The organism is Vibrio sp. 10N.261.55.A7, from assembly GCF_002877365.1.
Classification (GTDB): domain Bacteria; phylum Pseudomonadota; class Gammaproteobacteria; order Enterobacterales; family Vibrionaceae; genus Vibrio.
Genome location: NZ_MCWZ01000018.1, coordinates 4,381 through 4,981, shown reverse-complemented (window position 1 = coordinate 4,981; position 601 = coordinate 4,381). Strand labels below are relative to the sequence as shown.

At 55.9% G+C, this 601-nt stretch carries 1 pseudogene; it reads left to right on the top strand.

Features of this window, described 5'->3' with window-relative positions:
- Positions 1-601, top strand: a pseudogene (locus tag BCU12_RS23385) (thrombospondin type 3 repeat-containing protein); the annotation flags it as partial.

Below are 601 nucleotides of genomic sequence, written 5' to 3'. Positions count from 1 at the left end.
CAGTGACGGCGATGGTGTCGGCGATAACTTGGATGACTTCCCTCAAGATAACACGGAATCGAAAGACAGTGACGGAGATGGCGCGGGTGACAACGCGGATGCGTTTCCTGACAACGCAGACGAATCCGTTGACATGGATGGGGATGGCGTGGGTGATGGGGTAGACCCAGATATTGATGGCGATGACGTGCCTAACGAGGAAGACGACTTCCCTCGTGACGCGACGGAATCGAGAGACAGCGATGGCGATGGTGTGGGGGACAATGCAGATGTGTTCCCGGATGATGTGAACGAGACTCGAGACCGAGATAAGGATGGCGTGGGGGACAACAGTGATGCGTTCCCAGATGATAATGCAGAATCTTCGGACACGGATGGCGATGGCATCGGCGATGGGGTAGACCCGGACATTGATGGCGATGGCGTGGCCAATGACGAGGATGATTTCCCAAGTGATGCCACGGAATCGAGAGACAGTGACGGTGACGGCACGGGGGATAATGCGGATGTGTTCCCAGACAACGCGGAAGAGTCGGCCGATACGGACGGCGATGGTATTGGGGATACGATTGACCCAGATGACGATAATGATGGCACGGAT